Annotated in this window: 22 protein-coding genes; 15 read left to right on the top strand and 7 right to left on the bottom strand. The window is 49.4% G+C overall.

The genetic code is table 11. The annotated features are described in order from the left end of the window. Positions 1 to 17: 17 nt before the first annotated feature. A complete protein-coding gene (locus ACUZ8J_RS04070) occupies positions 18 to 524 on the bottom strand; it encodes a TAT leader-containing periplasmic protein (protein ID WP_446693144.1) in 507 nt (168 codons plus the stop codon). A 111-nt stretch (positions 525 to 635) separates the two neighbouring features. On the opposite strand from ACUZ8J_RS04070, the gene ACUZ8J_RS04065 reads away from it, so the two are divergent. From ACUZ8J_RS04065 to ACUZ8J_RS04055, 3 genes are all read left to right on the top strand, one after another. Beyond that, complete coding sequence (locus ACUZ8J_RS04065; RefSeq protein WP_446693143.1) at positions 636 to 1,619, top strand: hydrolase; 984 nt, start codon at positions 636 to 638, stop codon at positions 1,617 to 1,619. 9 nt (positions 1,620 to 1,628) lie between these two features. Then, entirely contained in the window at positions 1,629 to 1,874 is a 246-nt protein-coding gene (locus ACUZ8J_RS04060) for a YheU family protein (protein WP_011627147.1), read from the top strand. An 88-nt stretch (positions 1,875 to 1,962) separates the two neighbouring features. Beyond that, positions 1,963 to 2,850 carry a phosphoribulokinase gene (locus ACUZ8J_RS04055; RefSeq protein ID WP_011621530.1) on the top strand — a complete coding sequence of 296 codons (888 nt, stop codon included), beginning with the start codon at positions 1,963 to 1,965 and terminating at the stop codon, positions 2,848 to 2,850. 486 nt (positions 2,851 to 3,336) lie between these two features. Here ACUZ8J_RS04055 and ACUZ8J_RS04050 read toward each other — a convergent pair whose 3' ends face one another. Both ACUZ8J_RS04050 and pepB read right to left on the bottom strand, forming a co-directional pair. Further along, entirely contained in the window at positions 3,337 to 3,849 is a 513-nt protein-coding gene (locus ACUZ8J_RS04050) for a GNAT family N-acetyltransferase (RefSeq protein WP_446693142.1), read from the bottom strand. A gap of 223 nt (positions 3,850 to 4,072) precedes the next feature. Beyond that, positions 4,073 to 5,365: an aminopeptidase PepB gene (pepB, locus tag ACUZ8J_RS04045; protein WP_133179911.1), complete on the bottom strand. Its 1,293-nt coding sequence runs from the start codon at positions 5,363 to 5,365 to the stop codon at positions 4,073 to 4,075. 230 nt (positions 5,366 to 5,595) lie between these two features. On the opposite strand from pepB, the gene sfsA reads away from it, so the two are divergent. The 8 genes from sfsA to ACUZ8J_RS04005 all read left to right on the top strand — a co-directional run bounded on the left by sfsA (position 5,596) and on the right by ACUZ8J_RS04005 (position 12,604). Next, on the top strand, positions 5,596 to 6,300 hold the full coding sequence (gene sfsA, locus ACUZ8J_RS04040) for a DNA/RNA nuclease SfsA (protein ID WP_446693141.1): 705 nt from the start codon (positions 5,596 to 5,598) through the stop codon (positions 6,298 to 6,300). Positions 6,301 to 6,462: 162 nt separating this feature from the next. After that, positions 6,463 to 6,906: an RNA polymerase-binding protein DksA gene (dksA, locus tag ACUZ8J_RS04035; protein WP_011718198.1), complete on the top strand. Its 444-nt coding sequence runs from the start codon at positions 6,463 to 6,465 to the stop codon at positions 6,904 to 6,906. A 139-nt stretch (positions 6,907 to 7,045) separates the two neighbouring features. Continuing rightward, positions 7,046 to 7,942: a tRNA glutamyl-Q(34) synthetase GluQRS gene (gene gluQRS, locus ACUZ8J_RS04030; RefSeq protein WP_446694902.1), complete on the top strand. Its 897-nt coding sequence runs from the start codon at positions 7,046 to 7,048 to the stop codon at positions 7,940 to 7,942. Positions 7,943 to 8,223: 281 nt separating this feature from the next. Next, the gene (locus ACUZ8J_RS04025) at positions 8,224 to 9,531 is read left to right on the top strand and encodes a polynucleotide adenylyltransferase PcnB (protein WP_446694901.1); all 1,308 of its coding nucleotides are present in this window, start codon (positions 8,224 to 8,226) and stop codon (positions 9,529 to 9,531) included. After that, positions 9,531 to 10,019, top strand: coding sequence for a 2-amino-4-hydroxy-6-hydroxymethyldihydropteridine diphosphokinase (folK, locus tag ACUZ8J_RS04020; protein ID WP_446693140.1), 489 nt, complete (start codon positions 9,531 to 9,533; stop codon positions 10,017 to 10,019). Before ACUZ8J_RS04025 ends, folK begins: the two co-directional genes overlap by 1 nt. 56 nt (positions 10,020 to 10,075) lie before the next feature. Beyond that, positions 10,076 to 10,870 (top strand): 3-methyl-2-oxobutanoate hydroxymethyltransferase, encoded by a 795-nt coding sequence (gene panB, locus ACUZ8J_RS04015; protein ID WP_416920002.1) that lies wholly within the window; start codon positions 10,076 to 10,078, stop codon positions 10,868 to 10,870. Between the two features lie 76 nt (positions 10,871 to 10,946). After that, positions 10,947 to 11,792: a pantoate--beta-alanine ligase gene (gene panC / locus ACUZ8J_RS04010; protein ID WP_446693139.1), complete on the top strand. Its 846-nt coding sequence runs from the start codon at positions 10,947 to 10,949 to the stop codon at positions 11,790 to 11,792. A gap of 290 nt (positions 11,793 to 12,082) precedes the next feature. Beyond that, positions 12,083 to 12,604 carry a DUF4124 domain-containing protein gene (locus ACUZ8J_RS04005; protein WP_446693138.1) on the top strand — a complete coding sequence of 174 codons (522 nt, stop codon included), beginning with the start codon at positions 12,083 to 12,085 and terminating at the stop codon, positions 12,602 to 12,604. A gap of 61 nt (positions 12,605 to 12,665) precedes the next feature. Here ACUZ8J_RS04005 and ACUZ8J_RS04000 read toward each other — a convergent pair whose 3' ends face one another. Continuing rightward, positions 12,666 to 15,173 carry a S8 family serine peptidase gene (locus tag ACUZ8J_RS04000; protein WP_446693137.1) on the bottom strand — a complete coding sequence of 836 codons (2,508 nt, stop codon included), beginning with the start codon at positions 15,171 to 15,173 and terminating at the stop codon, positions 12,666 to 12,668. A gap of 401 nt (positions 15,174 to 15,574) precedes the next feature. Here ACUZ8J_RS04000 and ACUZ8J_RS03995 point away from each other — a divergent pair, with 401 nt between their 5' ends. Next, on the top strand, positions 15,575 to 15,994 hold the full coding sequence (locus ACUZ8J_RS03995) for a curlin (RefSeq protein ID WP_011718206.1): 420 nt from the start codon (positions 15,575 to 15,577) through the stop codon (positions 15,992 to 15,994). Between the two features lie 14 nt (positions 15,995 to 16,008). Next, the gene (locus tag ACUZ8J_RS03990; protein ID WP_446693136.1) at positions 16,009 to 17,517 is read left to right on the top strand and encodes a curlin; all 1,509 of its coding nucleotides are present in this window, start codon (positions 16,009 to 16,011) and stop codon (positions 17,515 to 17,517) included. A 184-nt stretch (positions 17,518 to 17,701) separates the two neighbouring features. On the opposite strand, the gene ACUZ8J_RS03985 is transcribed toward ACUZ8J_RS03990, so the two are convergent. Further along, complete coding sequence (locus tag ACUZ8J_RS03985) at positions 17,702 to 18,367, bottom strand: helix-turn-helix transcriptional regulator (protein WP_011621517.1); 666 nt, start codon at positions 18,365 to 18,367, stop codon at positions 17,702 to 17,704. A gap of 370 nt (positions 18,368 to 18,737) precedes the next feature. After that, positions 18,738 to 19,346, bottom strand: coding sequence for a DUF2238 domain-containing protein (locus ACUZ8J_RS03980; RefSeq protein ID WP_446693135.1), 609 nt, complete (start codon positions 19,344 to 19,346; stop codon positions 18,738 to 18,740). 155 nt (positions 19,347 to 19,501) lie between these two features. Between ACUZ8J_RS03980 and serA the strand changes: the two genes are divergently transcribed. Together serA and ygfZ are read left to right on the top strand one after the other, a co-directional pair. Continuing rightward, on the top strand, positions 19,502 to 20,731 hold the full coding sequence (serA, locus tag ACUZ8J_RS03975) for a phosphoglycerate dehydrogenase (RefSeq protein ID WP_086903786.1): 1,230 nt from the start codon (positions 19,502 to 19,504) through the stop codon (positions 20,729 to 20,731). Between the two features lie 137 nt (positions 20,732 to 20,868). After that, the gene (gene ygfZ / locus ACUZ8J_RS03970) at positions 20,869 to 21,825 is read left to right on the top strand and encodes a tRNA-modifying protein YgfZ (RefSeq protein ID WP_446693134.1); all 957 of its coding nucleotides are present in this window, start codon (positions 20,869 to 20,871) and stop codon (positions 21,823 to 21,825) included. Between the two features lie 59 nt (positions 21,826 to 21,884). Here the strand turns inward: ygfZ and ACUZ8J_RS03965 are convergent, their stop codons facing one another. Then, the gene (locus ACUZ8J_RS03965; protein WP_011718212.1) at positions 21,885 to 22,901 is read right to left on the bottom strand and encodes a response regulator; all 1,017 of its coding nucleotides are present in this window, start codon (positions 22,899 to 22,901) and stop codon (positions 21,885 to 21,887) included. Position 22,902 lies beyond the last annotated feature (1 nt).

The following is a 22,902-nucleotide window of genomic DNA, read 5'->3' as shown; positions in this document are numbered from 1 at the left end:
ATTATTAGAAATTCAGCCTATTTAAACAATTCAGGCTTGGCGTAGTGAAGTCGGCTCCAATGCTCGGGACAGGCGTAATAGCTGGCCATCACTAATTCCCGCAGGCCTAAATAAGCCGTTTGCAATAACGCAAAGTAGCTGTGGCGCCAGGTTTCCAACATTTGGGTTAATTCGCCGAGTGAGCGCATCAACAGTGGCGTCATACTCGAGGTTAGCAGCAGTAAGCCGAGACGATTTTCCAGCATATCCAGCAGCTCGAACAGCTCTGCCTGCTGCTCGTCGGGCAGTACATCAATCGATTGCTTAATGGTATCTAAGGTGCGATTTTGTGCCGCCTGTTTATGGGATGCCACATCGGGTAAGGCGCCATCAAGCATCACTGGTAGCAGCACACCGAATAACAAACGATAGTCTTTACCTTCGCCTTCATCGGGCAGGCTGAATTCGGGAGAGTAGAGATTCACCCCCAAGGCAATCGCCGCCGTACCGGCAAACGCGCCCAGTAAAAAGGTTCGTCTATTCATCGATGTCTCCCCAAGACGCTAAGTGTTAAATTATTGTGCTACAATGACCGCGAATCTAAATTAAACACACGTTTTAATTTTCAGCAATAGTTGATATCAAGATAAGATCCCATGCCAAACGTTTTTAATCCGCCTTGGTGGGCCAAAAGTCCCCATGTACAAACTATTCTGCCCGTTTTCACTAAAGTGGCCAAACCTGTGCTTGAGCGACAACGACTCGAGCTTCCCGACGGCGATTTTATCGATTTAGATTGGCAAGCAAGGCCCCAAGTCGGCAAACCGATTGTGGTCATCATTCATGGATTAGAGGGCAGTGCCCAGTCCCATTATGCCAGACGCATTCTGCAAGCCTGTAAAGAGCAAGGGTTAGCGGCAGTAGTTCACCATCACAGAAGCTGCTCAGGGGAAACCAATCGCCTCGCCCGTAGCTACCACAGTGGCGATACTGACGACCTGCAGTTTAGCCTAAGCCTGCTGCAACAAACGTACCCGCAATCACCTTTATTAGCCGTGGGTTACAGCTTAGGCGGCAATGTGCTGACCAAATATCAAGGCGAATATCAAGAGCATAGCCTGTTGAGTCGCGCGGTAGTCGTGTCGGCGCCGCTGCAATTATCGGCCTGCGCCAAACGCTTAGAAAATGGTTTTTCAAAGGTGTATCAAAGCCATTTAATCAAACAGTTACAGCATAAGGTCAATCAAAAGCTCGCTGACCCCGAACTGGCGGGTACGATGGCATTGAGCCCTATGCAAGTTGCTAATCTCAATACTTTTTATGACTTTGACGATAAAGTCACCGCACCACTCCATGGATTTTTGGGCGTTGAAGATTACTACACCCGCGCCAGCGGCCTCCCCTTTATCAAGTGCATCACTAAGCCAACGCTGATCTTGCACGCCAAGGACGATCCCTTTATGACGGATGCCGTTATCCCGCATTCCAGCCAGCTTTCGGATCATGTGGAATATGAATTACATGCCCATGGTGGCCATGTCGGTTTTATTGAGGGTGGTACACCTTGGAAGCCACGCTATTATCTAGAGCGGCGTATTTTAGACTTTTTACTCGCCAATGATGCTTCATCGGCACCTTAAGGAACCCGAATGCTTATCCCCTACGATGCTTTACTCCAGCTCCCCAAAGAGACGTTAGCCAATTTGATCCGCGAATATCTTTTAGGCCAAGTGGAGGATGGTAGTTTTACTAGCCTAGATGAGCAAGAACTATCAGTGGCAATAGTGCAATGCCAACAAGCACTTAAACAAGGCAAACTCGTCTTGGAATACAGCGAGGACGATGAATCCTTTGCCATTCGCCATGCCGACCAAGTGGCAAAACGGCAAGATTGACCACCAGTATCCCTGTGCCGTATAAATAGCTTATACGGTTTATCGCTCCCAATGAGCGGCTCTTTAGGTTCCTAGCTAGGTAGAAAAAATGTCAGCAAAACATCCGATTATTGCAGTTACAGGCTCATCCGGCGCAGGAACCACCACTACTACTACCGCCTTTAGTCATATCTTTCGCCAACTTGGGATCAACGCCGCCTTCGTAGAAGGCGATAGTTTTCATCACTTTACCCGTGCAGAGATGGAAGTGATGATCCGTAAATCCCAGGCTGAGAATCGCAATCTGAGTTACTTTGGCCCCGAGGCCAATAACTTTGCCCGCCTAGAGCAGTGCTTTCGCGATTACGGTGCCACGGGCCAAGGCGAAACCCGCAGCTATTTACATACCTTCGATGAGGCTGTGCCTTTTAACCAAATGCCGGGCACCTTCACTCAATGGCGTCCACTGCCTGAAAACACCGATATGTTGTATTACGAAGGCTTACATGGTGGCGTAGTCACGGGTGATGCCAATGTGGCCCAGCATGTGGATTTGCTGATCGGCATGGTGCCTATTGTTAACTTGGAGTGGATCCAAAAGATCATTCGTGACACCTCGGAGCGAGGTCATAGCCGCGAAAAAGTCATGGGCTCAATCGTGCGCAGCATGGACGATTATATTAAGCATATGACGCCGCAGTTTTCCCGTACCCATATCAACTTCCAACGGGTGCCGACGGTAGATACTTCTAACCCCTTTAGCGCCAAAGATATTCCAAGCCTAGATGAAAGCTTTGTGGTGATCCGTTTTCGCGGCATCAACAACGTCGACTTCCCCTATTATTTGAGCATGATCCAAGGCTCCTTTATGTCACGGGTCAACACTTTAGTGGTGCCGGGCGGCAAAATGTCCCTCGCAATGGAGCTGATCCTCACACCCTTGATTAAAGATTTAATGGAAAAACGCCAGCAGCTTAATAGCCCGCAGGCGAACTGAGATAGAGTTAACGTTTGACTAAAGGCTAATGAAATAAAGCCTTTTTGAGCAATAGATTAAGCTTGATTTAAGCCATTGAAGTTAATCTTGTTGGCATCGGGATTTCAGGCGAAAGAACGATAGTTGGCATACTCTTGGGAGTTAATTCCCCCATCTTGATCTGTTGATTCCCTTGGGTGTGCCAACAACCCTTCAAAACAAATTCTAGAAGTGAATTCCACTTAAATGCTTGATCTGTTGATTCCCTTGGCTATCCCAGCAACCCCATCTTGCATTAAGTCTTAGCAGTTAATTCCACATCAATGCTTGATCTGCTGATTCCCTTGGCTATGCCAGCAACCCTTCAAAACAAGTATTAGAAGTGTTCCACTTCAATGCTTGATCTGTTGATTCCCTTGGCTATGCCAGCAAGCCCATCTTGCGTTAAGTCTTAGCAGTTAATTCCACATCCTGCTTTATCAGCCCAGATTTTCAATCTGTGCCCAGTTAACGGCGTGAAGTTAAGCGCCCTAAGTTTTTGTACATCACCCGACAATCCAAGGCGATACCGCGGGGTGAGCAATAGACGGCGTCTTCCTCTAGGCCTTCACCACCAAAACCGCAGCGACGATAAAATTCGACCGCATTTAAGGTCGACTCTAATCGCAATTGGGCAAGGCCGAGATTAAAAGCCTTGGTTTCAATAAATTGCAGTAACGACTTACCAACACCTAAGCCCATCGCCTCGGGGGAGACAAACAGCGCCTCAACTTGAGCATAGGGTTCATCCAACATGATGGTGCCCACCACAGCTGGTTCTTGGGTTGTTTCATTAAGGATTTCAGCCACATAAAAATGCGCGCCCACCATACGACGAAAAGATTCAGTCAATTCACCCTGGGTCCAAATCTGTAAGTCATCTTGAGTATAAAATCCGGCGCAGCCTTTATTAATCGCCGCATTGCGGATATCCCAGCAGGCCTTGGCATCTAATTGCGTCGCTTTACGTATCCTTAGCATAGTCATCCCGATAAATTGCCCTAGCCCTAGCCCTAGCCCTAGCTATGGCCATAGTAATAGCCAACCGCTAATACGCTGAATCATAAAAATAAACATATAAAGACTCATACTGCCCACCCATTAATTTTATGCAATAAAAAAACCGCCCGAAGGCGGTTTTAATACAATAAGAAGCTTCACTCGCAAGCTTAGCTGTAAAGGCAAACTCACTCGGAAAGCAAACTTAGCCTTTAATCAGCTCACTGATGGTCAGCACGCCGTGGGTAGTCGCGCCAGCGCCCCATAGTGCAGAAGCCGAATCTTCGAAGGCCGCCGCTAAATCCACGTGTAACCACTTGGCTTCTGGCGAAACGAAACGCCACAGGAAGCCCGCCGCATTAGAAGCGCCACCAGCACCACCGCCTTTTACCGGGCGGCTGTTTGCGGTGTCAGCATAGGCCGATGGACACATGTCTTTGTGCCAAGGGTCCAGTGGCAATGGCCATACACGCTCGGCCACTGTCGAGGCTTTTTGCTGCGCCAGTTGTAACACTTCGGTCTGTGGCGAGAAAATCGCGTTGTAGTTAGAGCCCACCGCCATCACAGCTGCGCCAGTTAAGGTTGCCGCATCAATAATAAAAGGAGCACCCGTCGCAGAAGCCGCTTGCAGACCATCGGCCAGCACTAAGCGCCCTTCGGCATCGGTGTTAACCACTTCAACTGTCACGCCATTTTTGTAGGTGAGGATATCGCCCAGCTTATAGGCACGGCCGCTGATCAGGTTTTCAGCGCAGCAGAGGAATAACTTAACGCGTTTGTTCAGACCCGATTTAATCGCTAAACCTAAAGCGGCCGTCACAGTGGCGGCGCCGCCCATATCGCACTTCATCCCCAGCATGCCTTCAGAGGCTTTAATGCTGTAACCGCCTGAGTCGAAGGTAATCCCTTTACCCACTAAGGCAACAGATACAGGGGCATCGGCTGACAGCGGGTTAAAGTCTAGCTCTAACATCGCTGGTGGACGCTCACTGCCACGGCCTACGGCATGGATCCCAATCCACTGCTCTTCTAATAATGCTTCGCCTTCAATAATACGGTAGCTCACCTTAGCGCCACCGAGTTCGGCTAACCACTTGGCTGCTTGCTGCGCCAGTTTCACCGGAGACAGATTTTCAGGGGTGTCGTTGATCAATTGACGGGCAAATGTCGCCACTTCTAAGCGACGTTGTAACTCGGCTTGTACTGCGTCATCGCCGCACCATTGGATCTTGTAACCGGGTTTGGCTGTGGCAAAACCTTGGGCGAATACCCATTGGCTATTCAGATCCCAAAGAGCGCCTGCTAAGGCAACAGTGCTGATCCCCTGATTGCGTAACTTACGCGCCGCCATTTGAATTTGACGCAGCTCATCGCCACCACCTAAGTGGACTAATGCGCCTTCGGCATTGAAGGTCACATCGGCTTTGCCCCAATGGGCAGCAGGGGTATCTTTGGTTAACTCAACTCTCATCACTTCAGTCACTTTAAGTTCACTCATGAGGGGTCCTTATTTTAATTTGTTCTTGCGCTATACCCATGCAACTTGAGGTGAGAGCTCCTGCATCCTCAGGCTTTTGGGGTATACAAAGTACAACGGGGTTGGCGGCAGTTTACTGCTAGCAGGCAAGGACTGAAAGCCATCGGCCTAAGTTACCGAGGTAAAATCTGTAAACATTTGCGAAATTTGTTAGTCTTGGGCGCCCAAATCACCTCGCTACAGGTTATAGCATGCACTTTAGTCCAGCACTGAAATCGGGAAAGTTGCTCCAGCGCTACAAACGTTTTCTCGCCGATGTTCAACTCGAAGACGGCACTGAAATCACCCTGCATTGCCCCAATACCGGTTCAATGCGTAACTGCCTGTTCCCCGGTGAAACCGTATGGTTTTCGACTTCTAACAATCCTAAACGTAAATGTGCCCATACATGGGAGTTAATGACCACGCCAACGGGTGGCCTTATCGGCATCCATTCGGGCAATGCCAACGCCCTAGTCGAGGAAGCGCTTAATAAAGGTGTCATCACCGAACTTACAGGCTACGACAGCTTAAGCCGCGAAGTGAAGTACGGCGATGAAAACAGCCGCATCGATATCTTGCTTGAGGCTGCTCAAAAACCCGCCTGTTATATTGAAGTCAAAAGTTGTACTTTGCTCGAGGATGGCCAAGGTTATTTCCCCGATGCGGTGAGTCTTCGCGGCCAAAAACATCTGCGGGAATTAATGCACATGGCCAGCCTTGGGCATAGAGCCGTCTTGCTATTTGTGGTGCAGCACACAGACATCCACAGCGTGGCCCCCGCGGCACATATCGACTCAGAATATGCTAACCTGTTGAAAAAGGCTGTTTTATCGGGAGTAGAAGTCCTAGCTTATCGCTGTGAGATTTCTGCGAGTGAGATACATCTAGCCCACGCTTGTCCAGTCCGAGTATGATGTTAAGATTCAGTAAAATGCATTTTCATTTCAATTAGCGAAGGCAATCAAAAAATTCTGCCAAGGTGAAATGAAAAATTTGCCTCAATGTGAAGATTCTGATATAGATAGCGGCCGTTCTTAAGGACGCCCTACAACGCAAATGATGACAGGAGATGCGTTATGCCTGAAGGCACCAAAAAACTTGGCGTACTCGCTATCGCAGGTGTAAGTCCCTACCAGGAAAAGCCGGGTGAGGAGTATATGAACGCTAAGCAACTGGGTCACTTCAAGATCATTCTTGAAGCTTGGCGCAATCAGTTGCGTGAGGAAGTCGACCGTACTCTGAGTCACATGCAGGACGAAGCAGCAAACTTTCCTGATCCTGTAGACCGTGCAGCGCAAGAAGAAGAGTTCAGTCTCGAACTGCGTGCCCGTGACAGAGAACGTAAACTGATCAAGAAGATCGAGAAAACCCTACAAAAAATCGAAGAAGACGATTTTGGCTTCTGTGAAACCTGCGGTATCGAAATCGGTATTCGCCGTCTCGAAGCGCGTCCAACGGCCGATCAATGTATCGACTGTAAAACGCTTGCAGAGATCAAAGAGAAGCAAATGGCGGGTTAATCGGCCATCTCGGGCGGGGATTTCCCCGCCTACTTGTTTGTGCGTCTTGCATTAACATCCTCTCGTTTCACTTCGCTTTTTTGTTCGTATCCCCCTAAAATACAGCCACTTTGACTGGTTATTCCTGCACATTCCTATGATGGCGACTCACTCTTCCAACACTTCTACTTTGCAACCCTATGTTGGCCGTTTTGCCCCTTCGCCCTCGGGCGCACTGCATTTTGGCTCACTGATCGCCGCCCTTGGCAGTTATCTGCGGGCGCGCTCATTAGGGGGAAAGTGGTTAATTCGCGTTGAAGATATTGATCCACCGCGGGAAGTTGCGGGCGCAGCCGATGATATTTTACGTACCTTAGAAGCCTACGGTTTCGAATGGGATAACACTGTGCTGTACCAGAGTGCGCGCACCGAGGCCTATCAAGCCAAGCTCGACGAGTTACTCGCCGAAGATAATGCCTACTTTTGCCAGTGTAGTCGTAAACAGATCCAAGCCATGGGCGGGATTTACGATGGTCGCTGCCATCAGTTAGCCACACCACATCAATCGGGTGCAATCCGCATTGTCAATCGACAACAAGTCGCCGAATTTAGCGATAACCTGATGGGAAAAGTCGTCGTGGACCATGCCTTTGCCGCGGAAGATTTTATTATCAAACGCAGCGATGGCCTGTACGCCTATCAACTCGCCGTGGTGCTAGATGATGCCTATCAAGGCATTACCGAAGTGGTGCGGGGCTATGATTTAATCGAAGCCAGTTGCCGCCAATTAAGCCTGTATCAAACCTTTGACCTAAGCGCGCCGCAGTGGCTGCACTTACCCTTAGCCTGTTTAACGCCGGGATTTAAGCTGTCGAAACAAAACCATGCGCAGGCTATCGATAAACAGCATCCGCAGGCGAGCCTTAATGCTGCCCTCACCTTTTTAGGCCAAGCACCAGTGGAGCCAACAACGGCGCCGCAAATGCTGGCCCAAGCGGTGGCGCAGTTTCAACTGTCGGCCATTCCGAAGCAGCGGGAAATCTTGATAGCACCTTAACCCCGTTGAGCGAGTTGCGGCCAAAAAGCATCATTTTAGCTGTGCTAAGTCGTGGCATAGCTCAAAAATCGCGATATACCCATCGGTGCGCAATTGGTATATCATAGCCGCCAGATTTTTAATCACATAACAGATACATTCCGAGGTGTCCCATTTTTCGCCGTATCAGCCAATTCTGCAAGCAGCTATTTGAAGACGCGCCTAAAACGACCGCTCCGACTCCAGCTCAGATTGAACCCCAAACGCCAGAACTCACTTCAGGCGGCTTAAGCTTGTCGCTCGTGCCTCGGGATGCGCATTCGATTTCCCGCAAGCAGATCAGCGAAAACGCACTTAAGGTATTATACCGATTGAATAAATCAGGTTTTCAGGCCTATTTAGTCGGTGGGGGCGTACGGGATTTACTCCTCGGACTCGAACCGAAAGACTTCGACGTTGTGACCAATGCGACGCCGGAAGAAATTAAAAAGCTGTTTCGCAATTGTCGCGTAGTCGGACGCCGCTTCCGCCTCGCCCATATTGTGTTTGGCCGCGATGTGATTGAAGTTGCCACCTTCCGTGGCCACCACGGCGACAGCAATGAAAAGATTTCTAAAGCCAATGCCGAAGGGCGTTTGCTCAGGGATAACGTGTACGGCGAAATTGATGAAGACGCAGAGCGCCGCGATTTTACCGTCAACGCCCTTTACTACGATATCAGCGACTACTCTATCCGCAGCTATGGCGGCGGCATGGAAGATCTTAAGGCTGGCACCTTAAGGCTGATTGGCGATCCCGAAACTCGTTACCGTGAAGATCCAGTGCGTATGCTCAGAGCTGTGCGTTTTGCCACTAAGCTCAGCATGGCGATTGAAGAAGTAACCGCTAAACCTATCAAACAGTTAGCGCCACTGCTCAAGGACATTCCAGCCGCCCGCATGTATGAAGAAGTGCTCAAACTCTTCTTCGCCGGCAAAGCCATGGCCAACTTTGAGATGATGCAGGAATATAAGCTGTTCGCGCCGCTCTTCCCGCAAGTCGATGCCCAATTAAAAGATGCGCCTAAGGGCCCTGCGATGAAGATGGTGCAAGCCATCATGAAGAGCACGGACGCGCGCGTGAACGAAGATAAACCAGTTACCCCGTCCTTCTTCTATGCGGCGATCCTCTGGTATCCCCTGCGCCAACGCGCCGAAGATATCGCGGTTGAAAGCGGCCTGACCTTATACGATGCGTTTTTTGCCGCCATGGGTGATGTGATTGAGCAGCAATGTCAAACCATCAGTATTCCGCGCCGGTTTAGTACGCCTGCCAAAGACATTTGGCAATTGCAATTACGCTTCGATCGCAGCCAAGGCACTCGCGCCTTTAAACTGTTAGAGCACCCTAAATTTAGGGCGGCCTATGACTTGCTGTTACTACGCGGCGAAGTAGAAGGTGGCAATGTCGCCAAGAGTGCCGCTTGGTGGCAACAATTTGTTGAAGCGGATGAAACCGAGCGTATGAATATCGCCCGCAGTGGTAACAAAGCGGCGGGTAACCGTAACCGCAATTCACCACAGCGCCGTCGCCGTCGCCCGAGTGCCGCTAAAGCCAAAGCCGCCGAATAATGACTCAGGTTTTTGTCGCCCTCGGGGCTAATCTTGAAGATCCTAAAACCCAGTTGGACAATGCCGTTGCGGCCTTGTCCGCCTTAGCTGAAAATCAAAGTCTTAAGGTATCGCCCTATTACGGCTCCGCCCCCATGGGGGACGTAGTGCAACCCGACTATATCAATGCCGTTGCCAGCTTTGAGACCTCTCTGGCACCCATCGCCCTGTTAGATGCACTACAAGAGATTGAAAACACTCAGGGCCGTGTTCGTAAAGAACGTTGGGGCCCCAGAACCTTAGATCTCGACTTACTCTTATATGGCGATGCCATTATCGATGAGCCCAGACTCAAAGTGCCACACTACGGCATGAAGGAGCGTAGTTTTGTGCTAGTGCCCTTGGCGGCCATAGCACCGGATCTGGTGTTACCTTGTAAAACGCCGCTACGCAGTCTTATCAGTGAAAAATTCTTGGCCGAGTTACAACTACTGGGCAATGATCATTGAAGTCAGCCCCCAGTTAGCTTATAACACCACTTCTATTTGGTTTGAAGATCACCCATATGTCTAAAGTTACTAGCTCAACCCTGTTGAAATACAAACAGGAAGGTAGAAAATTCACCGCTCTGACAGCCTATGATGCCAGCTTTGCCAGTGCGTTCGACGGCGAAGGCATCGATGTGCTACTGGTCGGCGATTCTTTGGGAATGGTTCTGCAAGGCCATGATGATACGCTGCCCGTCACGACAGCCGACATCGCCTATCACACCCGTTGTGTGCGTCGCGGTATCGAGCGTTCACTGCTGATCGCCGACATGCCATTTATGAGTTACGCCACACCAGAACAAGCCATGGAAAACGCCACTGCACTGATGCAGGCGGGTGCTAATATGGTCAAGCTGGAAGGCGGTCACTGGTTACTCGAAACCGTGACTAAACTGACCGAGCGCGGCATTCCTGTCTGCGCCCACTTGGGCCTCACCCCACAATCGGTACACGTTTTTGGTGGTTTTAAGGTACAAGGCCGCGATGCTGAAAATGCCCAGCGCATTCTCGATGAAGCCAAGGCCTTAGAAGCCGCTGGTGCGCAGCTGTTAGTAGTTGAATGTATTCCGGCATCACTCGCCACCGCCATCACTCAAGCATTAACTATCCCTGTGATCGGCATCGGCGCAGGCGCCACGACAGATGGTCAGATCCTGGTAATGCACGACGTGCTCGGTATTTCGAGTGGTTATATTCCACGTTTTTCAAAGAACTACCTTAAGCAAACCGGTGAAATCCGCTCGGCGGTACGCGCTTATATTGAAGAAGTGGCCAATGGCACCTTCCCAAGTGCTGATCACACGTTTAACTAAGCGTGCTAGCACTCATTGAGCTAAATAGTGCTAAGCACACAGACGACTATTTCAAGTTTTAGCAAGGTAAGAGTTAATGATCACTAGCGCCCATATCGATGATATTCGTACTCAAGTGCGAGCATGGCGTGCCAAGGGCGAGACCGTCGCCTTTGTGCCTACCATGGGCAATCTCCATCAGGGACACATCACCTTAGTGAAAGAAGCGACGAAGAAATGCGACCATGTGGTCGTATCAATCTTCGTGAATCCTATGCAGTTCGGGCAGAACGAAGATCTCGATGCCTACCCGCGCACCTTAGAGGCCGACAGCCAAGCGCTGACCGCCGCGGGCGCCGAGCTGCTGTTCACCCCAACGCCTGCGATTATTTATCCTAAAGGCTTGGCGCAGCAAACCTATGTCGAAGTACCGGGAATTTCCGATATACTCTGCGGCGCCAGTCGCCCCGGCCACTTCCGTGGCGTTGCTACTGTCGTCTGCAAACTGTTCAACATAGTGCAGCCCGATGTCGCTTTCTTTGGCAACAAGGATTATCAGCAACTCTTAGTGATCCACACTATGGTTGAAGACTTGTCACTGCCGATTGAAATTATTGGTGTGGATACCATTCGTGAAGCCTCGGGCTTAGCCATGAGTTCACGCAATGGCTACCTGACGGCGGAAGAAAAAGCCGCGGCGCCGGCGCTGAAAAAAGCCATCGATGCCATGGCGCAAGGCATTAAGCAAGGCGTGAGCATCGAACAAGTCACCGCGGAAGCTAAAACGAGCCTTATCGCCGCAGGCTTCATCCCGGATTACTTAGAAGTTCGCCATGCCACCACCCTGGCCCATGCGGAAGCTGCGGATCAAGCGCTAGTGATTCTGGCCGCCGCTTACTTAGGTAAGGCGCGTCTTATCGATAATCTGCGCTTCGACCGCTAAGGTTTTTTAGCATCATCAAAAAGGAGCTTAGGCTCCTTTTTTGTTTGTGCGGTTCTGCGCAGACGCGTCTCAATCTATTGAGTGTCAAAAAAATTCCATCGTCAAAAAACTGGTTTTATTCTTTGAGTTACGCCATAGTATTCACGGTTGTTAATGCTAAGTAACAAGTATTTCTGCCCCTCGGATATATAGCTGCTAGAGTTTAAAGAACACGCAGACTCAGCTTCAATCTGACGCAGTAGCAATACGTATTTTATTCATCATCGCGGATACAAAGGATCTGTCGTCGAATGGCAAGACTCATAGTGACTCTTATTTGTATGGCACTGCCAACAGCGGCGCTGGCGAATACCGTCTATAAATGTCGCAAGGACGATAAGGTCGTCTTTAGCCAAACCGCCTGCCCGCAGGAATATAGCCAACATAAGATTGAGTATCAGCTAGGGATCACCACGGAAACCGATTCAGACAAACGTGAGACGCCTGTCGACCCACTGCAATCCTTGCTCAATAGCCAAACGATTTCTAAGGAAAAATTGCTGCAATTACTCGATGCCGAGCTGTATCGGCTAAAGCAGGAAAACAGCTATTTCGAAATCCTAAGGGCCAGTGAATTACAAAAATTGGAGCGGCAGCGTTACTGGCAACATAAGGAAAAGGATGACCCTGAATACATCAGCCAGCTCAATAAAATTAACGACCATTTTAATGGCTTAACCTCAAATAACACCCAGGCAATACAGCAGTTATCCGACAGGAAAACACAAATTTCCGCCGAAACCGAACCTGAGGAAGCGAAAGAAAAACCTTAGTTTTGAGTCTAGAGAACAAAAAAAGGCGACCCTAGGGTCGCCTTGTTAATTTATAGCTTCATTAGAACTGCGCGACAACCGCCGCAGAGCAGAGTGAGCCTGTGGTTTCACACACTTGGTACGTCACACTCGATGCCGTCGTTGTGAAGCGATCGCGGTAGTTACCATCGTTTTCAGTCGTGGCCACTAACTCGCCATCACGGTACAGGGCGACGCTTTCACCTAAGGCGCTATCCCATGTGAGGTCAACCATAGCACTGCCACGGCGAGAGACTAACGCACGAGTCACAGCGGCACTGATGCTATGCTCATACACTTGTACTTCCATGGTCACAGTGTTGCTATGCTCCATGGCGTCAGTCACGGTAAGCGACACTCTGTAGGTACCAGCGGCAGCAAACACATGGCTTGGGTTCATTTCGCTAGAGTTTGTGTCATCACCAAAGTCCCAGCTATAGCTCACGATATCATCATTTGCATCGGTACTGGTGTTAGTGAAGGCAACGCTTAAACCTTCAACCGCATACTCGAAACCTGCAACAGGTGCCGCAGGAGACGCTTCACCTAAACCGCTGATAACTAAGCCCCAGTTATTCAGAGTGCCCGTGTCCGCGCCCGCATTGTCGTCAACAGATAATGACCAAGTACCTTGTGCATTTTCACCGTCAAACGCGCTTAAGTCCCAACTCTTAACGATGTTGTCGGCGCTGCCGCCCTCACGGTTATGCAGAACCACTTCGGTGCCCGCTGGAGAGGTTAACACGACACGTAAGTCACCAATCCAAGTGTGGCTGATATTCACATCGGCGGTCACACCAAAAATCTGCACATCGTCGGTCACGTCGATAGTGCTCACCACACCATTAGCGTTGTTATCAGGGATAGCAACAGCGTTTTCATTGCCATAGCTAAAGTCATTTAATCCCTGAGGGAATACATTCAGTGAAACAACTTTAGACTTTTCAATGGTGCCATCGGAACCTGTTACTGTGATGCTGTAATCACCCCAAGCAGTTTGCGCCGTTGTCGCAACATCTAAGGTAAATGAACCACCAGCAGAAACAGTTGAGGCTGATAAGGATACGCCTTCAAGCGCTGGAGACACGGCTACGCTAAGAGCCACATCACCTTCCCACCCTGCCACACTACCGACACTAAAGTTATAACTTGCCGTGTTACCCGCTTCGACCGATTGCGATGCTGGCGATACGGTAAACTTATAGCTAGGAGATGGATTTGCCTGCTCTAAGGCATTTGCCACATTGAGGCGAGTCCCTGCCACGGTTTTACCAGTGAGGTCCGCATTCGCATCACCCGACGCCATCAGTAAGGATTTCATTTCTACTGGCGAGAGATCTGGATTTAATGACCATACGAGTGCCGCCGCACCTGTCACATGGGGCGTCGCCATTGAGGTACCAGAGTAAGTGGCATAGCCACCGCCTGGGATGGTTGACAGAATCGCCGTGCCAGGCGCGCCCATATCAACACTGGTTAAGCCCCACTGTGAGAAATCTGACATACGGTCATTACGGTCGGTACTGGCAATAGACAACACCACATCCGAGTCATAGCTTGAGGGATAATGTGGACTGGCATCATTGTCCACCGCGTCATTACCCGCTGCTGCAACGAATAAAATGCCTGCTTCACCACCCGCTTCAATCGCATCTTTTAAGGCTTGGCTAAAGCTGCCGCCGCCCCAAGAGTTATTGGTAGCTTTGATATCAACGCCATGATTAACCTTAAGATCGGTAAAGTAGTCCAGACAGGCAATCGCGCCTGCGGTAGAACCATAACCATCGGCATCCAAGAACTGACAGGCGGCAATTTTAACGTCCCAGTTCACCCCAACAACACCCACGCCGTTATTGCCTTTAGCGCCAATAGTGCCAGACACATGGGTACCGTGGCCGTTGCCGTCCATTGGGTTACCGTTATTATTGACCGCGCTGTAACCGTGAACATCGTCGATCACGCCGTTGCCGTCATCGTCGATGCCGTTACCTGGGATCTCGCCAGCATTCACCCACATGTTGGCCTGTAGATCGGGATGATTGTAATCCACCCCAGTGTCAATCACCCCAATCACCACATCCGAACTGCCGGTAGTGATTTCCCACGCTTCTGGTGCATCGATATCCGCATCGACGGTGCCACCGTTTTGTCCCGTGTTATTCATGCCCCACAGGCTAGCAAAGCTTGGATCATCAGGCGTGCCTATCGCCTTGAGAATATAGTTAGGTTCGGCATATTTCACCGCCGGATGACGACTAATTACCTTAATCGCATCTTCAATATTGGCGCCCTTACGCAGGGCTAAACGTGCCAGTTTGCCATTGAGTAAATGCTGGAACTTATCATCGACACCATCCGCATTGGCATCGGTTAAGGTGCCACGAATTAAACGCTGAGCCGCTGAGCGCTCCGCCTTCGTCGCATTGTCTTTATACACCACGAGAATGGCATCTTTTTCATAGACAGGGGCATCTTTTGCCATAGCGGGCACGGCTGACAGTGTCATCGCTCCTGCAATTGCTAACGCCAGTGGTGAGAGTTTTATCGACATATTGAGCTTCCTATAGTCCTTTACGTTGAAATTCTGGAACCGCAATTACGCAGCCTCCGCTCAAAATTGATTGGATAATAGCGACGAACATCCAGCATGTTTGCCGGTAAATTGTTGCCATAATGTTTCAACTTAAAAAAGCCGCCCACAGCGAAATACGACTTAACTACTAGACCGACTTGGTAGGTTAAAAGGGAAGACGTACGGCGCGTAAATAGACAATAAACTGATTTATCATAGGATTAACAAAAGTTAATCCAACCTAGCTGGCAATTACTCCCCAACAAATAAATACCCTTTCGGCCAATTGTCTCTCGGCCCTATGACTCGTACCTTGATGCCTGAATTGGTTGGTGTGTTTTTCAGCCAGCCAAAACACCTATACATACAAGGAGTCACTTGTGCCAAGTCTATTAACACGCTTTTTGGTACTGCTCATCTTGTTATGTAGTTGTCTGACACCCAGCCAAGCGGCAGATGTCAGTGAACTGCCCATTACCCTGCAGGCGCTCATTGAGCGTTCTGGGCGCGATAACCTTATCGACCTAGTGCAGCAAGGTACGGCAAACCAAGCGATAGTGATCCAATCGGGCAGCGATAACAGCGCCTATGCGACGCAAGCAGGTAACGACAACGTTTCACTTGTGACACAGATTGGTTCCAACAATGAAGTCCAACTACTGCAAGTCGGCACTCAAAACACGGCTTCAATCACCCAGATTGGCAATGACAATTTGGTGCAATTGAACCAACTAGGAAGCGGCAATTTTTCGATCCAGCAGATTGCAGATGGTGCTGCAATCTCAATAACTCAGTATTAAACAGGGAGAGTCACATGAAATCACAAGCGAAAAAATCACTCATTGCGCTAGCTATTGCGACTGGCTTAAGTGGCCAGGCATTTGCAGCCAGTCTCATTAACGACATCAGCGTTGAACAAACTGGCCAAGGTCAAGACACCTTAGTGGCGCAAACTGGGTTAATTAACGCTGCTGCAGTTACTCAAACGGGTAACGACCAAGTTGCCACCGTATTACAAGACGGTGTGTGGCATGAAGCGCAAGTTAACTCAACGGGTGATGCCAACCAAGTCACTGTGACTCAACAAACGGATTGGCATGTTGCATCAGTTAACGTCACTGGCAATAACAACGAAGCTGAAGTAGCGCAGGATGGTTTCTTCAACCAAAGCAGCAACGACATCACTGGTAACGACAACCTGGTTTCTGTGAACCAATTAGGTGAAGTGAACGAAAGCTACGTTGAAATCACTGGCAACGAAAACAGCGCCTTCGTAGAACAAGAAGGTGATGCCAACCTCGCAGTATTCCGCGTTCAAGGCGATAACAACGATGGCGACATCAAGCAATACGGTAGCAACAACCAAGCGGGTTTAATCGCACTCGACCTGACCGCTAACGTGGGCAATAACAACGACGTATCGGTTGAACAGATTGGTAACAACAACTTTGGTGCGGCTAAAGGCATCGCGGGTAACGACAACAGCGTCGATATCTATCAAAAGGGTGAAAGCCATACTGGCTTCGTTTACGCCTTAGCGGGTAGCGAGAACGACATCACCATGAAACAAGAAGGCAGCAGCAACACTGCTTACCTGTCAATGACCACGGGTGATGACAACAGCATCGATATCGCTCAAGACGGCAACCGCAACACTGTAGGCGATACTTTAGTTGCCGACATCCAAGGTAACGACAACGATATCACTATCAAACAACGTGGCGACAGCAACGGTGCAGAGTTCCAAGTATGGGGCGATAGCAACGACGTTGACTTAAAACAACGTGGTGATGCTAACTTCGCAACCTTTGGTGCTTACGGTACTGACAACGATTTCGACCTATCTTCTAAGGGTGATAACAACGAACTGGTTGCCTTCGCAACAGGTGAAGACAACAGCATCGAAATCAGCCAAGAAGGTGATACAAACTTCGCTTATGTGGATGCCGTGGGTAACGATAACGAAGTAGATGTTGAGCAAGATGGTGATCAAAACGAGACTATCATCAGTGTAACGGGTAACAACAACGCCGATGTGACTGCACTGCAACACCGTGGCGATCTGAACCTTATCGATTTAATCATCGAAGGTGATGAAAACTCAGCTCAAATCACTCAAGCGGGTAACGGTAACTGGGTAGGTGGCGATAGCGGCACTTCATTCGCATCAAGCTCATTTGGTGTGCGTGGTGATAACAACAGCCTAATGATTACCCAAACAGGTAATGACAACTTAGTTGTTGGTTCGCAAGCAGGCAACAGCAACAGCATCAGCGTTAACCAAACTGGTGATATGAACGTTGCGACCGTTGTTCAGTACTAATCTCTATCGATAGGCCGTCTGCTGTAGGCGGCCCAATAAAAACGGGAACATGAATCATGTTCCCGTTTTTGTTTGCATATAAAGCGCAAAAGTGAGTTGCCGCTCGTCTTATCTTACCGATGTAAATCACCGGCCCAATTCACTCGCAACTCACCTTAGTGCATTTAAGGCGTAAGCTTTGAACTTAACTGCAAAACTCAAAATGTGTTTGATAGGTCTGAGCCCAACGCAATAGCTCGACACGATTTCGGGACTGGGTCTTGCGGAAAATAGAGGAAATATGCGCCTTCACCGTATGCTCACTGATGCAGAGTCGATGGGCGATTTCCTTATTACGCGCGCCGCTAGAGACGAACTGAATAATGGTTCGCTCCCTCGACGTAAGCGCTTGCAACATGGCAACAGTATCGGCGGGCATATCATTTTGCCCATCCAACTTTTGCACCACCCGGCGAAACATCTTACTGAGTAAGGTTCTATCGTACCAAAGCTCATCGGCCACCATTTTGCGCAGCCCTGTTAGCATCAAATCCATGCGCTGATCCGCAAATAACAAACCGCGGATCCCCAGCAACATGGCTGACTCTTGGTCTAAGGAATTACGCTCGACTTGATACAAAGCGACGGGAACATGGGGCACCAGACGTGAGGCCAACAGCGGAATGCCTTTATTATCTAAGGCAGCGCCTTTTTGGGCGATAAGGCAAAAACTGCGTTGCCCTTTATCTAAATTTAGTTCGGAAGCCTGTTTAACAATCCGTGTTTTTAATCCGATAGATTCTGCGAGTATCGCCAAATGGCAAGGCGCAGCCACTTGATGCAGAAAAACTAACTCGTTGATAGTATTCACTTTACTCTTCTCCCTGAAAAGTATTTAGTTTTTATAGCCTAATGCTGAACTGAAGAGGGCAAATGTACACAAAGTACAATTAATTAACATAACCCATTTTGACTAGTTACCGCATGAATGCCATCACCCAAATGTACTAAATAATCACTCTTTTTATGGTGTAAGTTCGACTAACAGACCATAACGTTATCGATAAATAGTGATTAATCCTAGGGCTTGAGCTCAGTATGTCAGGTCTACACCTTAGTCTATAGGGTTCTCAATCGAAAGTTTAAACAAAAAACTAACAACGAAAGATGACAGTTTAAGGAATAAAAAATCCCTCCTAAGGCAGTCTTAGGAGTGAGCAGTGAGCGGTGAAATATCGCGCTTACGCGTGGCCGGTAAGTTTCGCGATTTGCTTATCCTGCACACGGGATAAACTAATTAGCGCGACAATCGCACCTATCAAGGCTAAAAACATATCCGATTGGGTATCCCACACATAACCCTGAGTGCCTAAAAAAGCCTCGGCGCCTTCACCCGTCGCAGCGGCCACCCACCATTCAATCAGTTCGTAGAAGGCACTAAAGGCCAACACAAAGCAGGTGACTAAAAAGGCACACCAAGCACCAGATTTTACGGCTTGATTACGTAACATAATCTCACGGGCTAACATGGCAGGAATAAAACCTTGGGCGAAATGCCCGACCTTGTCGTAGTTGTTGCGTTCAGTGCCCATCCACTGGGCAATCGTATCGAACAGTGGCACTTCGGCATAGGTATAGTGCGCGCCAACAAACAACACACAGCAATGCACCAGCACCAAAAAATACACTAAGGGCGTCAGCGGAAACCCCTTACGGGTAAAAAAGAGCAAGGGCACGGCCACTAATGCGGGCAAGGCTTCGAGCCACCAAGTGAATGGATCTGCGGGTTTTATCGCCGACCATATTAAAACTGAGAGGTAAATACCGCACCAAATGATTTTGTTATTCAATGTTCCTTCCTCTTATGCGATATTGTTCTAATTCTAGAATATTAACTTTAGCCATCTAGCCCTCCACAGTGAGCAAAAAAAGTGCTACTTTGGAAGGCCAAGGCTGTCAGCATATCACACAGAACAATTTCAATTAATTAGAGGGTACCCATATCATGGCGAAACATTCGCTGGACAAGGATAAGATCAAGATCCTGTTGTTGGAAGGCGTCCACCAATCTGCGGTCGATGTATTTGAACGTGCTGGATACACCAATATCGAGTATCACAAAGCCTCCTTAGGTGATGAAGCCCTGCTCGAGTCCATCAAAGATGCTCACTTTGTTGGTATTCGTTCCCGTACCCAATTAACGGCTGATGTATTGAAGCGTGCCGAAAAACTGATTGCGATTGGTTGTTTCTGTATCGGTACTAACCAAGTGGATCTGGCGACTGCCGAATTACTCGGTATCCCCGTGTTTAACGCACCGTTTTCCAATACCCGCAGCGTGGCTGAACTGGTATTAGGCGAAATCATCATGTTGATGCGCGGCATTCCTGAACGTAATGCCATCGCCCACCGTGGTGGCTGGATGAAAACGGCCGCCGGCAGTTACGAAGTCCGTGGCAAAACCTTAGGTGTGATAGGTTATGGCCATATTGGTACACAGCTTGGGATCTTGGCTGAAACCTTAGGCATGCGCGTAGTGTTTTTCGATATCGAAGACAAACTACCATTAGGCAATGCCCAACAAATCCATTCGATGGAACAATTACTGGCACAGTCCGATGTGATCAGTTTGCACGTTCCTGAGACAGCGCAAACCAAAGATATGATCAGCACCGCGGAATTTGCCGCTATGCGTAAAGGCAGCATCTTTATCAACGCCTCACGCGGCACTGTGGTTGATATCGATGCCCTGACAGTTGCTCTTAAAGAGCGTCACCTTGCAGGCGCGGCAATCGACGTATTCCCAGTCGAGCCACAATCGAATGATGATGAGTTTATCAGCCCATTACGTGGCTTAGACAATGTGCTGTTGACCCCGCACGTGGGCGGCAGTACTGCCGAAGCTCAGGAAAACATCGGTATCGAAGTAGCTGGTAAGTTAGCCAAATACTCAGACAACGGTTCGACCGTTTCTGCGGTTAACTTCCCTGAAGTGTCGCTGCCAATGCACAAAGGCATTTCGCGCTTACTGCACATTCACCAAAACCGTCCTGGCGTGCTGATCAAAATCAACAAAGCTTTCTCTGAAAAAGGCATCAACATTGCCGCTCAGTATCTGCAAACCACAGCTGAAATCGGTTATGTGGTGATGGAAGTCGATACTCACCAAGCCGAGGAAGCACTGGTCGAACTTAAGGCCATTGAAGGCACTCTGCGCACCCGCGTATTGTTCTAAGGCATTTCGCACTCAGTTTGAGTGTATTTATAAGGCGCACATTTCATTCAAGATATGTGCGCCTTATGCTTTTGAGCGCCGCTTAATTCCGCTACAATCTAGCCTCTTGCATCGTCTTCATTTTCAGGATCTCCGCTATGACTATTGCAGTTTCGACACCCACTTGGGATCTGGACGCCTCAATGCCTCCACTTATGCTCGCCAACCTATCCCACCTCGGCCTCATCAAAGTGGTCGGCGAACAGGGTCGCAGTTTTATCCATGGTCAAGTCACCACGGATATCAGCTCACTCGAAGCCAACCAATGGCGCTGGGGCGCACATTGCGATCCTAAGGGTAAGATGCTCGCCAGCTTCCGCACCTTCGCCATCCAAGATGCGCTGTTGATGCTGATGCCAAAGGACACCCTAGAGCTCGACCTGCCGCAACTGCAAAAATATGCCGTATTTAGCAAGGCAACCCTCACAAATGCGACTGCTGAGTGGACATTACTCGGTGTGGCGGGCGAACAAGCAGTACCGTTTGTGACGCAACACTTCGGTGAAATCACTGAAGAACTCACACTGGTTGAACATGGCGCCATTCTAAAGGATGCGGACCGTTTTATTCTGGTGCTGCAGCCAGAAGCGGTAACGGCCTTAGTGGGCGAGCATACAGTGTTTGATGCCAGCGCTTGGCAAGCCTTAGAAATTGCAGCAGGCTACCCTAATCTAGCCCCTAGCCATGCTAACCAATATGTGCCGCAGATGTGTAACCTGCAGGCCATAAATGGCATTAGCTTCAACAAAGGCTGCTATATGGGTCAAGAAACCGTTGCCCGCACTAAATACCGTGGCGGTAACAAGCGCGCACTCTATATTCTTCAGGGCACGACGGCGTTAACGATTAATTTAGAAAGCGTTATCGAGATTGCATTAGAAGATGGCTATCGCAAGGGCGGACAAATTATTGAGTTCGTGCAGCGTGGCAATCAAGTCCTACTGACTGCCGTTCTCGCTAACGATACCGCGAATGATGCCAAGCTGCGTTTCGCTGATGACGAGCAATCCAGCTTAGGGATCCAAGCGCTGCCCTACTCGCTCGAAGAGGAATAGTTGGCCGCGAGCGAACAAAGAGTTGCTATTGAAAAAGGCGCCCTAGGCGCCTTTTTTGTTTAATGCTCGATGTAAGTGTCTCGAATAGCCACGACTTCCGGCAGAATTTGTTTAAACTCCTCCACCAGCTTAGGGTCAAAGTGTTTTCCCGCTTGGCTTTCGAGTAACTCGACTGTGGCTTCGATTGTCCACGGCTCCTTGTAAGGACGGCGCGAAGTCAGCGCATCGAAGACGTCCGCTATCGCCACAATTCGGCCTTCAATCGGAATATTTTCCCCAGACAAGCCATTAGGATAACCCGAACCATCCCATTTTTCGTGGTGAGTTAAGGCGATGCGCCGCGCCATTTGCAGCAGTGGATCGCCATGTTCGCCAATGATCTCAGCGCCAATGGCGGCATGTTGCTGCATGATTTCCCACTCATCGGCATCAAGCTTACCGGGCTTTTTAAGCACCGCATCGGGAGTGCCGATTTTCCCAATGTCGTGCATCGGCGCGGCGTTATACAACAGCTCGCAGAAGGTACTAGGCAAGCCTAATTTCACGGCCAGCATCCGTGCATAGTGGCTCATTCGCACCACGTGCAGGCCCGTCTCGTTGTCTTTGTATTCGGCGGCGCGGCCTAAGCGGCGGATAATTTCGAAGCGGGTTTCTTCTAACTCTTGGGTGCGCTCTTTAACCTGTTGCTCTAGTAGGCGCTTTTGATCGTACAGCGCTAGATGGGTTCGCACCCGCGCTTTTACCACGGGAGCACTCACAGGCTTAGTAATGTAATCGACGGCGCCTAACTCAAACCCTTGAGTCTCGTCGGCCACCTCAGACAAGGCGGTCACAAAAATCACCGGAATATGGCAAGTTAAGGGTTCCTGCTTAAGCAACTTACACACTTCATAGCCATTCATGCCGGGCATCATTACGTCGAGTAAAATCAAATCCGGTAGGGTTTTGGCTACAAGGGCGAGCGCTCTTGGTCCATCAATCGCCACCTTGACCTTATAATCCTCACCGAGGATACCCACTAAAATATCAATATTCTCCGGTGTATCATCGACGACCAATATCGTTGCCTTATCCATC

Source organism: Shewanella sp. Koi 1 (genome assembly GCF_052907445.1).
The sequence above is the reverse complement of the archived record's forward strand: the minus strand, read 5'-3'. Positions and strand labels throughout refer to the sequence as shown.

Coding starts and splice junctions, on each gene's coding strand:
- ACUZ8J_RS04070 (WP_446693144.1), bottom strand. CDS start 524: ATGAATAGACGAACCTTTTTACTGGGCGCGTTTGCCGGTACGGCGGCG.
- ACUZ8J_RS04065 (WP_446693143.1), top strand. CDS start 636: ATGCCAAACGTTTTTAATCCGCCTTGGTGGGCCAAAAGTCCCCATGTA.
- ACUZ8J_RS04060 (WP_011627147.1), top strand. CDS start 1,629: ATGCTTATCCCCTACGATGCTTTACTCCAGCTCCCCAAAGAGACGTTA.
- ACUZ8J_RS04055 (WP_011621530.1), top strand. CDS start 1,963: ATGTCAGCAAAACATCCGATTATTGCAGTTACAGGCTCATCCGGCGCA.
- ACUZ8J_RS04050 (WP_446693142.1), bottom strand. CDS start 3,849: ATGCTAAGGATACGTAAAGCGACGCAATTAGATGCCAAGGCCTGCTGG.
- pepB (WP_133179911.1), bottom strand. CDS start 5,365: ATGAGTGAACTTAAAGTGACTGAAGTGATGAGAGTTGAGTTAACCAAA.
- sfsA (WP_446693141.1), top strand. CDS start 5,596: ATGCACTTTAGTCCAGCACTGAAATCGGGAAAGTTGCTCCAGCGCTAC.
- dksA (WP_011718198.1), top strand. CDS start 6,463: ATGCCTGAAGGCACCAAAAAACTTGGCGTACTCGCTATCGCAGGTGTA.
- gluQRS (WP_446694902.1), top strand. CDS start 7,046: ATGGCGACTCACTCTTCCAACACTTCTACTTTGCAACCCTATGTTGGC.
- folK (WP_446693140.1), top strand. CDS start 9,531: ATGACTCAGGTTTTTGTCGCCCTCGGGGCTAATCTTGAAGATCCTAAA.
- panB (WP_416920002.1), top strand. CDS start 10,076: ATGTCTAAAGTTACTAGCTCAACCCTGTTGAAATACAAACAGGAAGGT.
- panC (WP_446693139.1), top strand. CDS start 10,947: ATGATCACTAGCGCCCATATCGATGATATTCGTACTCAAGTGCGAGCA.
- ACUZ8J_RS04005 (WP_446693138.1), top strand. CDS start 12,083: ATGGCAAGACTCATAGTGACTCTTATTTGTATGGCACTGCCAACAGCG.
- ACUZ8J_RS04000 (WP_446693137.1), bottom strand. CDS start 15,173: ATGTCGATAAAACTCTCACCACTGGCGTTAGCAATTGCAGGAGCGATG.
- ACUZ8J_RS03990 (WP_446693136.1), top strand. CDS start 16,009: ATGAAATCACAAGCGAAAAAATCACTCATTGCGCTAGCTATTGCGACT.
- serA (WP_086903786.1), top strand. CDS start 19,502: ATGGCGAAACATTCGCTGGACAAGGATAAGATCAAGATCCTGTTGTTG.
- ygfZ (WP_446693134.1), top strand. CDS start 20,869: ATGACTATTGCAGTTTCGACACCCACTTGGGATCTGGACGCCTCAATG.
- ACUZ8J_RS03965 (WP_011718212.1), bottom strand. CDS start 22,901: ATGGATAAGGCAACGATATTGGTCGTCGATGATACACCGGAGAATATT.